This is a genomic window from Roseivivax halodurans JCM 10272 (assembly GCF_000521785.1).
GTDB classification, from domain to species: Bacteria; Pseudomonadota; Alphaproteobacteria; order Rhodobacterales; family Rhodobacteraceae; genus Roseivivax; species Roseivivax halodurans.
The window spans coordinates 1-10011 of record NZ_JALZ01000063.1; the positions used below are offsets into that span (position 1 = coordinate 1).

Annotated in this window: 8 protein-coding genes; 1 reads left to right on the forward strand and 7 read right to left on the reverse strand. The window is 56.8% G+C overall.

What is annotated here, in order from left to right; all coding sequences use genetic code 11:
- The first annotated feature begins 403 nt into the window (after positions 1–403).
- Positions 404–1339, forward strand: coding sequence for a helix-turn-helix transcriptional regulator (locus OCH239_RS20365; protein ID WP_157578008.1), 936 nt, complete (start codon positions 404–406; stop codon positions 1337–1339).
- 78 nt (positions 1340–1417) lie between these two features.
- Here the strand turns inward: OCH239_RS20365 and OCH239_RS20370 are convergent, their stop codons facing one another.
- From OCH239_RS20370 to OCH239_RS22410, 7 genes are all read right to left on the reverse strand, one after another.
- Positions 1418–2782, reverse strand: a complete 1365-nt coding sequence (locus OCH239_RS20370) for an HlyD family type I secretion periplasmic adaptor subunit (RefSeq protein ID WP_051489679.1) — start codon at positions 2780–2782, stop codon at positions 1418–1420.
- Positions 2783–2833: 51 nt separating this feature from the next.
- Positions 2834–4579: a type I secretion system permease/ATPase gene (locus tag OCH239_RS20375; protein WP_084782734.1), complete on the reverse strand. Its 1746-nt coding sequence runs from the start codon at positions 4577–4579 to the stop codon at positions 2834–2836.
- 12 nt (positions 4580–4591) lie between these two features.
- A complete protein-coding gene (locus OCH239_RS20380) occupies positions 4592–6262 on the reverse strand; it encodes a calcium-binding protein (protein WP_037267101.1) in 1671 nt (556 codons plus the stop codon).
- A gap of 194 nt (positions 6263–6456) precedes the next feature.
- The gene (locus OCH239_RS20385; RefSeq protein WP_037267103.1) at positions 6457–6741 is read right to left on the reverse strand and encodes a hypothetical protein; all 285 of its coding nucleotides are present in this window, start codon (positions 6739–6741) and stop codon (positions 6457–6459) included.
- A 230-nt stretch (positions 6742–6971) separates the two neighbouring features.
- Positions 6972–7406, reverse strand: a complete 435-nt coding sequence (locus OCH239_RS20390; RefSeq protein WP_037267105.1) for a hypothetical protein — start codon at positions 7404–7406, stop codon at positions 6972–6974.
- Between the two features lie 127 nt (positions 7407–7533).
- Positions 7534–8172, reverse strand: a complete 639-nt coding sequence (locus tag OCH239_RS20395) for a hypothetical protein (protein WP_037267107.1) — start codon at positions 8170–8172, stop codon at positions 7534–7536.
- A gap of 242 nt (positions 8173–8414) precedes the next feature.
- A complete protein-coding gene (locus tag OCH239_RS22410; protein WP_084782738.1) occupies positions 8415–9434 on the reverse strand; it encodes a response regulator transcription factor in 1020 nt (339 codons plus the stop codon).
- Positions 9435–10011: the final 577 nt, after the last annotated feature.

A 10011-nucleotide genomic window follows, 5' to 3' on the forward strand; every position in this document is an offset into this window, starting at 1 on the left:
ACACCAAGCATTGGGACACTGCCATGGATCATAGCGAATGCCCGGAAGATGAATATCCGGATCGCGAGGCGGGCCGGACTCTACCATCGGATGGAGGGAAAATCGGGGGTCACAGCACAACCAAACAGCGTTGACGCGATCTGCCGGTATCGCTTAAGTTTATTCTGAAGGTAGGATCAGCCAAATTATCACGCCACATTTCCCAGTTAAGGTCTTTTTAAATCAATGGCTTATCTTCATATTTGCGGTTATTTATCTTGAGATAATGTAGATCGCCGGGGGGGGAGTCTTGTCCGAAACCTCAACGAATAGCTTCGCCTTCCACAATTGTGCATCCGCGCTCTCGGCCGGGACCTCATCGTCGGTAGCGGTGGGCCGCCTCCGTTTCGAGAGCGACAATATCGTGTACGACGATATTCTCGTGGTCGAGCATGCCGCTTCTCTTCATGCTCCCGAGCTCAGGACGGAAGTGGGGCGTACACTAGAGGATGCGGATGCAGAAGCCCTTGTACAGTCAGCGGGTCTCAAGACCGGCAATTTACGAAATGGCCCGGGAAGCAAGGCAATCAATTGGTTTCGTGGGACAAATTGCACGATCGGAATGTTGAGCTTTGCAGCGAATTCAGCACTCTTTATTGCGCTCGCCAGACATAGGAATGACACGGAGCAATCTTGGAAAATCGAACTGGCCCAGCTTGTACTATACGAGGCATTTCGCCGTCAGAAGTCCACGGGGTCGAATCCAAGCCCTCAAGATTTGATATTGAACCAAATAGATCAGGGGATCATTCTTATAGACGAACTTCGGAATGTTATTTACCAAAATGATGCTGCGGTTTCAGTTCTCGCCCGCAGCACAAACATTGCGATACAAACAGGTGAATTGGTTGGCCGATACCAAACGGTCACACAAAAACTTGAGGCCACCATTCTTACTGTAACCACTGAGGACGAGATCCGTACCGTGGCATTGCCAATCGGAATCCTCGGGCATCCCGAAGTCATTACCTTCGTTCCCCTTCTCGACCAGCCTGGCTGTGTCTTAGTTTGTTTCGGACGCTCTACCGATGTCGATCCCGAAATTACCAAGAGCGTTTTGAGCGCTTTCGGCCTGACGCCCGCCGAATGCCGCCTTGCCCTAGCCCTTCAGCGCGGCGCTTCCGTGAACGAGATTGCAGTGCAAGCGAACCTCAAGGTCACAACGGCACGCGGCTACCTCAAACGGATATTCCTCAAGATCGGTGCGCGCAGGCAGCCCGAGCTGGTTGCGTTCATTGCCGCCATAACTCCGGGCCTTCGAATCGCGAGGGACCGCCTTAAAGAGCGGCGCGACCGATAGATCACTCCCCGCAGTCCTGTACGAGGCGCATGACGGCACGAAACACAGAGATATCGGATTTCAACTGAAATGGCCGCGTCAAAGCTCGCGCATACCTTTGCGCAACAGGTTCAGGATTGGCTCGACAAGATAGGACAGAACCGGCCGCTCGCGCGTAACCACGAGGACCTCGACAAGCATGCCGGATCTCAGTTCTACGCCGGTTTCCGACAACACGCTCGACGGCACTTCAATCCGGATAGGATAAAACGGACGATTTGAAGCCTCCGAGACCCTTGTGTCCGCTGAAACCATAGTCACATGGCCTTCGATCCGGGGCAGCATCCGACCGGAATACGCTGGAAGATGGACGTGAGCCGTCAAGCCAACTTCGACCGTATCGATATCATTCGGCGAAATCTCCGCCTCTACGAGCAGGCGGTCGCGCTCGGGAACGATCTCGAGGATCCGCTCGCCCGCGACGATAACTGTACCGAACCCGAGCGGCTCAAGACCGGCGGCGATACCATCGACGGGCGTCCGGATTTTGGTGCGCGCGAGAGTCTCCTGGAGGGCCGAAAGATCTTCCTCTAGCTCGACCAGTTCGTTTCGTATTTCGGCAGCGCGTAGGGCATTCTGCTCCCTGAGATCTGCCTCGCGGGCGGCGAGATCCAGTTCCATCTCACTCAATCTCTGTCGTGCCTCCGAGATGGCGGTCAGATGACTGCCGCGTTGCCCCTCGAGTTCCGCTATGGCGCGTTTGAGCCTCAGGACTTCGGATTTCGCGGACAGGCCACGAGAGAACAGGGACGCCTTGTCCGCGACTTCCTCTCGCATGAGGCGCAGCTGCTCCGCGGCGCTCTCAGCCTGCACTTCATGACCCTTGATTGTTTCGGCAATCTGCGCCGCTTGCCGCGCGAGGATACGTTTCCGTGCGGCCCGGGTTTCCCGCCGCGCATCCAACGCTTGCTGTTCTGCCGAGAACACCGCGCGTGCGCCGCCTCCCATCACCTCCGGTCCTGCGTTACCGGTCACGGTACCGTCACCGGATGCTTCCGCCTGGATGCGCGCCTGTTCGGCAATACGGGTCAGTCGGCGATCTGACAATGCCTCGTACCGGGCGATAATGTCGGATGCATCAAGCGAAACGAGCAGGTCTCCTGCCCTGACGCGGTCGCCATTGCGGACATGCACTTCATCGACGATTCCACCGTTCAGATGCTGTATGATCCGAACGCCGCTTTCCGGGCTCACCTGGCCGTGTGCGATAGCGCCACCTGCCAATGGTGCAACAGCGCCCCATGCTCCGAACCCGCCAAGGAAGAAGATGATGACCAAGAAACCGGCGCGTCGCGGTCCGCGCATTGCCGAACGAAGCGCGTGTGCGGGGGTCGGCTTGACCGTATCGCCTTTGCGCACTGGCCTTTCCGTCAACGAGGTTCCGAATGGCTTCGATACCGTCATATCTCGTCTTCTCTTTGAACCATCATAAAATGCTTCACAAAAAAGCTCCTCCTATACCGGTGAAGGACGATCCTCTGCGGCAACCTCCTGTGTGCGGCCGTTTCCTATCTTCGCGACTTTCGCGTCGTGCAGCTTTCCGAGGACTTCAGCGCGAGGCCCAAACGCCTGCGCAACACCGGCCCTGAGCAAAAGGATCTTGTCACTTTGCGCGAGGGTCGACGGCCTGTGGCCGACGATCAGCAGCGCGGCGCCGCATTCCTTGAGATTGAGGATCGCGCTCGACAAGGCGGCCTCGCCGGCTTGATCTAGGTTCGCATTGGGCTCATCGAGAACGATCAGAGCCGGCGCCCCGAATACCGCCCGGGCAAGCGCCACCCGCTGGCGCTGCCCGCCAGAGAGGCCGGCCCCTCGTTCCCCGAGCTCGGTCTCGTAACCTTGCGGCAGCTGGGAGATCATTTCGTGGGCGCCAGCACGATCTGCAGCCTCGATAACTTCAGCGTCCTCGGCGTCGGCCATGCGAGCGATATTCTCGCGGATTGTGCCCGCAAACAGCCCGACATCCTGCGGAAGAAAGCCAATGTGCGATCCGAGGGCTTCGGCGCCCCAGTGCTGGATCCGCACACCGTCGAGCGACACCGTTCCAGCCGTTGGCCGCGCCAGTCCTACGATGCTGCGACACAGGGTGCTTTTCCCAGCAGCCGAGGGGCCAATCACCGCCACGACTTCTCCGGGCTGGATATCGAAGCTCACCCGTTTCAGGACCGCTCCGGTCGGTCCATGCACTGTCAGGTCCTGAACGGTGAGCCGGCCGCGCGGCGTCGGAAGTTCCATGCTGGCCGGTTCCGGAGGAAAAGCCTCCACAAGCAATTTCAGCCGACCGTATGCCAGGCGGGCCGAAGAGAAATTCTTCCAGGCGGCCATGGCCATATCGACAGGCGCAAGAGCGCGGCCCAGCAAGATTGAGCCCGCGATCATGACGCCGGGCGTCGCTTCGCCGCGAAGAACCAGCCAAGCCCCGGCCCCGAGCACGAGGCTCTGAGCGAAGAGCCTGATGAACTTCACGAAACCGGTAAAATACCCGCTCCGTTCGCTCGCCGCAGTGAGATTCGACTGTGTGATTGTGTTGCGTGCCTGCCACCGGGTCGTCATGGCCCCGGCCATGCCCATCGCCCGCACGACCTCGGCATGGTCGATTGCGCTCTCGGCCAACTTGTGGCCCTCGATCTGGCTGGCATTCGCTCGATGCAATAGCCCGCGCGTGGCCACTTCGTTCGCAATGCTGAGCGACAGCAGTATGAGCGCCGCGGCGAGCGCGATGGTTCCGAGAAGCGGGTGCAGAACCCAGATCACGCCGATGAAGACCGGCGTCCAAGGGAAATCGAAGAAGGCTATCATGCCTTGCGTGGCGACGAACGACTGGATCTGACTGAGGTCACGCAGCCCCTGCCCTCCTGCCGAACTGCCGTCGAGCCGCGCTCGCATTCCGATGTCGAGCATGTCCGGACCAAGCGCGCCCGTGAACCACGCCCCGAGGCGAACGGTGAGCGATTGACGCAGGGTGTCGAGCAAAGCCATGGCGGCCAGAGCGCCGCCAAGCATAAGCGTGAGCATGATAAGGGTCTCGACCCGACCGCTCCCCAACACCCGGTCGTAGACCTGAAGCATGTAGAGCGGCGCGGCGAGCATCAGCACGTTGATCACCATGCTGAAGAACCCGACCGTCACGAAGGCTCCCCGGCTGTGCCGAAGAGCCTCCGCGAGGATCGACCCGCGAGAACTTGAGCGATCCCGTGACATCCCAGGCGCGCCTTACACGAGGAAATCGTTCGGGTCGCCGATCGCGGCAATATCCATCGCATTGATGCGCGCCACCGCCTGAGCCTGATCCGCCGTTCTCAGGTCGACATAGACAGTTTGTTCATTGCTAGCTGCCTCGAGAGCGAAGCTACCCGGAAAAACGTTAGGCAATAGCCTCAATGCCGAGCCCGCTGGAATAAAAATGGTGTCAATCCCGAACTCGAAATCCCGAACGACATTTGTTCCAGTAAGGCTCACAAAGAAGTCGAACCCGTCTTCTCCGAAAAGGTTGTTTGTTCCCCCATTGCCGACGAGTAGGTCGTCGCCTGCCCCGCCTCGCAGCAGGTCGTTTCCCAGTCCGGAAATCAGTTGCTGATCGCCGCCAAGACCGATCAACTGATCGTTAAAATCACTCCCCTCGACGGCCTCGACATTCACGATGATGTCCCCGGCCGCATCGCCGCCACTTCCGCTCGTGGCTCCCGCTGAACTTAGGGCGACCCCCACTGCACTAGAGGAATTCGTGTAACTGATCGCATCCAACCCCGCGCCGCCGTCCAGAGTGTCAGCGCCAGCTCCGCCGTCCAAGAAATCATCACCGGCTCCTCCACCGATCGTATCGCTCCCGGCGCCGCCGAAAAAACTCTGTTCGCCCGCGCCACCGACAAGCAGGTCGCCAAAGCTGCTACCGATCGCACCATTGATCTCGACGAAGACATCGCCCTGGGCTGCACCGCCGCCGTTGGTCACCAAGCCATCGGCAAGTTGGACTTGGACGGCGCCCCCGGCTGACCCGTAAGTCACGATGTCGAACCCTTCGTCGCCACCGCTACCATTGTCGCCGACGAGAATATCCGCCCCCGACCCGCCATTTAGGAGATCATCACCTAAGCCACCGCGCAGTTCGTCATCGCCCGCGCCACCGCTGAGCATGTCTCCATCGCCTTCGCCGAGAATTACGTCGGCTCCGTCGCCACCAGCGACGGTGTCCGCCCCACTTCCCCCGAATGCGAGGTCGTCGCCGGCTGAAAGAATGATGCTGTCAGCCCCATCGTCGCCGCTAACGGAATCATTACCGCCGCCGGCAGTTATCGTGTCGCTTCCTGCACCCCCAAAGATGAGGTCTATACCGCCCGATGCTACGATCTGGTCTTCACCGGCGCCGCCCGAGACGGAGTGATTACCGCTGCCCGTAATCAGCGTGTCACTTCCGTCGCCACCGTAGATGACATCGTTGCCGGTGCCGCCGCTGATCGTGTCGTTGCCGCTGCCTCCTCGAATGACATCGTTGCCGCTGCCGCCAATCAGCACGTCGTTCCCGCCCGCACCATCCATGCTGTCGTCGCCGTCACCGCCGTCGAGCGTATCCGCACCATCGCCGTTGTTTTCGTCTGTTGGGTCTTCAAAAGTTCCGCGCGCGGCGTCGCCGTACAGAACGTCGTCGCCGTCATCTCCGCGGACCAGGTCAGCGCCGGCGCCACCGATCGCTGTATCATCGGTGCCTGCCGAAAGAATCGTATCATTGCCCTCGCCACCGTCGAGAAGGTCCCCAAGGTCGTTGGCCTGCGAGCGCCGTGAAACGTACACGCGCAAAGTGTCATCGCCGCCCAACCCGTAGACATTGAATGCTCCCGGCTGCCGGATATAAAGAAAATCGGAGCCTTCCGTACCGATTTCATCCATGAGAACCTCCATTTTGAGAATATGATTTGCGAGCAGGCGCGATACGACGCGCAGCGCATGCGCAATATGATCGTATCAGACAAAGAACTCGAAAAATCTGACGCTTCCGGGTACCGAGAACAGTCGCAGAACGGTTTTAGAAATTTCAACGTCGGAGTAAAAGGGGGCGACCATAAGGCCGCCCACAAGTAACATTATCCCACGACCGCGATTGCCGTACCCGACGTGGACGACATCGTGTTCTCGATCGCGAGGTTCGTAAAGGTAATGTCGGTTACTGTGTCGATACCGACAGCCTCGACCTCAAATGCAATCGATGCCGTATTTCCGTCAACGTGCGGATCGGAATAGACATCCACGTCCAGGTCAACGTAGGTTTCAACATCGACGAATGAGTCGAAATCAAGATCAACATCAATGTCGATCTCGATATCCTTGTCAAAATCGACGTCGGGATCATGATAGAAGTTCCAAGACATGACTATCTCCTTGTTGCAATATGCGCCTATTTACGCTTGGCGCACTTCTACAATTGAACGATACCGACGCTCATTCAACTGGAAAAAGGAAACAAACCCAAAAGATAGCAGCCCATTTTATACGAGCTCACTTCGCTCCAGAACCCACCGAATTCCAAATAATCTAGCGCAAATAGTAGCGCGCGCAAATGAGGATGGAGCACCACCAATATTACGCCAAAGATGCTTCATCAGAGATAGTCGAAATCAAAACCAGTTGAGAAAGAAACCGGTCCGGACGGGGTATCACTTGCGTCTCGCCCATCAGACCTCGAAGAAATGTGTAGGCTTGCCGAAATTGCACGGGCACCCGGCGTGAGATCCATTTCGATCTCACTGAACATGTTTAATTTCCCACCATCCGACCCATTAAGATCAAGACCTGTCTGGAAGTTCCAGACTTCGCCGGAACGATCGACACCGAAGGTGTATGTCCCTGACCCGGAAGTCTCGGCGCTTTGCTCACTGAGGTCGATGAAGGTTGAGGAGTTCAACCTTACTGGACCCTGCTCAACTTCCTCGACGAACTCGAACACGTCGACTCCCTCGTCGTTCGGCCACTCGATCGGTTCAGTTCTGTCCCGAACCGCTTGCCACCAAGAACTCATCGTTTGTGCGATATCCATGTTCACCTCCCTAACGTCGTTGTGACGTTCAATATATACCCTGTGGGCCACGTCGATCCTCGCGCGAACGTGGTATAATCATTTGGCATGGACGAAAAGGATACCACGTCTTCAGAACCGCAATTTGTTAGCCGATTACCATTGTGGCGTCGATTGATGAACCGGAGTATGCGTTTTCTACCGCTAAGGCATCCAGCCAGACATCCGACAGCGTATCTTCGGATTCGAGCTTCACATCGAAATAAGCGGTCGCGACATTTCCTTCCACCACGTCGCAGGTCGTATCGAATGACCACGTACGGTCAGTATCGATGACGATCGGACTTGCAAATTCGAAGTAGTCCAAATCGATAGCAATGACTTTTTGCGTCGTTGTTTCCCAATTTTCTCCCGAATGGGTAGTCTTCGACGTGAACACGAAGTCAGCGCTACTGATGTCGCAATATGCGTCCGTTGTTGCGAAAGAAGCACCACCGGATGCAGCGGCCGTGAACTGCGCGAAGCCGACCCCGATTTTGGAATGTTCCGTGTCAACCATTGACGCCTTGAGGTCCGCGGTCGTAACCGTGTCTGTGCCAATAGCTTCGGCCGAACCTCCCAGTTCCATGCCCAGATCAGTTTCATAAGGCTCGCTGAATTTCGAGAGTAACTTTCCAAGCTTGTCCGCGATATTTCCCAGCAGGTCAGTGGCGCGATCGATTGCGTCGTCAGTCCAGTTAGATCTGGCTAGGAAGTTGCCAACTTTGTAAAATTTATTCGTAAGCATAATTGTTCCCCTAATGCTGCTAACGCGCGATGCGGCGAGAGAACAATGCTTGGGGATCTCGGAAAAATAAATAGCCCTCGCGATCCTCACTCATAGCCGGAAGATATATTGCGTTACACCAGATAACACTTTCGATAGAAAGAATTTCGGAGTCTAACAAGCTCCGATGGAACGCGCCCGCCTTAGAATGTCCGACTTACAGGAGGGCCACAAGTTGCTTTCCGAAAGACGCATTTATCTGATTAGGTCGCGACCCGATCTGGCCGGCGACGAGTGTCTTGAGGTAGAACAGGTGATGGCTTAGGCGCTCTACTAGCTTGACCCTCTCCACGCGAAATCGATCCCGGGTTCCTTACGCTGGCAAGTTTCGAAGTAGATGTCTTCTGGATCGGTATCGACGGATTCTTGTACTTCTGATCACTGTTATCACCGGCTAGGTCATTATGCTCGCCGGCGTCATTCAACAGTTTCGTGGCGAAGAGTGCCGCCTCGGTCCGGTTCTTAACATCCAGCTTTCGCATGATTTGCCGAACATGAAGCTTTACTGTCGCTTCGGTAGTGTTGAGACAGCGAGCAATTTCCTTGTTCGACTTCGCTTCCACAAGGCAAAGAAGCACGGCCCGCTGCCTCGGTGTTAATCCGCGCTCATCGGTAAGGTCGCGCACGCCACGAGCCGGATCGCAACTCACCGCTGACTTGGGCTTTCCGTTGCTTGGCCCCTGAGTGCTTGGCGCCTGAGCGCCGCGAACAGTTGACTGAGTTTGAGTCGTACTGCCGACTTCCGCCGCGCCTACGTGGTGCAACGGCACAAGCGGCGGTGTCATTTCATCCAAAACCTTTGGCGGAACGTAGATGCCGCCGCGTAGGATGAACTCAAGAGCGTGAATAGCGACCTCGGGATGGGTCGCGGTCGGTATCACCCCGTGAGCTCCTGCACGGAGCGATGCTCTAACAAAGCTAACGCTTGTGTCTTCCGCCAATACAACGGTCCGACGCACCGGATCGGATTGCGCCAATGTTGCCAAGTCATCGAAGTATCTTCCGCGCGCGTTCTGACCGCCGACACTTAAGATACTCATCCTGCCGCACATCGCCTGGCCCGCTCTCATAACCTCAGCAGGGGAGTATTCTTCAATTCGCATATCGTGTCGTTTCGCAAAACCCTCGAGAAACTGTGACAATTGCGCACGTCTCAAAGGTTGGTCATCAATAATCAGTAGATGACTATCTTGCGGGCATTGGTTCGAAATCTCAGTATCCATCTTTTGGCCCTTGTATTGCAGTCAATGAGAATTGATATCGCAAACTAACCAGTGGGGTCGACTGAGACAGAACGACGACAACCCCATGAAGAATGTCACCGATTATGCTAATGAATTAGTCAGCGTCACCCCCCATAAGTAGCTATATTTCTGGATTTCTTAGCTAAAAGTGGGCACCCCAATTTGGGGGTATGATGGGCTTTCTCGTCCGCTGCTAAGGTGAAAGGAGCCTAGGGTCAGGACTTCGGTAACGGGGCCGTTCCGGTCAAGCGGTTTCGGCCGCACGAGATCGACCGCCGGACTGCGGGTATAGTTTTCCATGGTTTCGATCCGCACTGCTGGCGCCGTCTTCTCTTCTGCGAGATCACCCGGGTTCATGCTTCGGTTCGTGGTCAGCGCGAGGGCTGCCATCAAGATGCGGGTTCGGTGCAATTCCGATGTGTCCATCTCGTAGGCGTGCTCGGCAAAGCCGGCATCAGTCCTGACCACGACATCATCGGAACCACGTCCCTGGGGGACCTCGAAGACCTGCCGGCAGGCAGGCCCGCAAAGGTTTCAGTCGATCATGCGGCTTGGC

Bases quoted from the DNA above. Each gene is read 5' to 3' on its own strand.
- OCH239_RS20370 (WP_051489679.1), bottom strand. From the start codon at position 2,782: ATGACGGTATCGAAGCCATTCGGAACCTCGTTGACGGAAAGGCCAGTG.
- OCH239_RS20375 (WP_084782734.1), bottom strand. From the start codon at position 4,579: ATGTCACGGGATCGCTCAAGTTCTCGCGGGTCGATCCTCGCGGAGGCT.
- OCH239_RS20380 (WP_037267101.1), bottom strand. From the start codon at position 6,262: ATGGATGAAATCGGTACGGAAGGCTCCGATTTTCTTTATATCCGGCAG.
- OCH239_RS20385 (WP_037267103.1), bottom strand. From the start codon at position 6,741: ATGTCTTGGAACTTCTATCATGATCCCGACGTCGATTTTGACAAGGAT.
- OCH239_RS20390 (WP_037267105.1), bottom strand. From the start codon at position 7,406: ATGGATATCGCACAAACGATGAGTTCTTGGTGGCAAGCGGTTCGGGAC.
- OCH239_RS20395 (WP_037267107.1), bottom strand. From the start codon at position 8,172: ATGCTTACGAATAAATTTTACAAAGTTGGCAACTTCCTAGCCAGATCT.
- OCH239_RS22410 (WP_084782738.1), bottom strand. From the start codon at position 9,434: ATGGATACTGAGATTTCGAACCAATGCCCGCAAGATAGTCATCTACTG.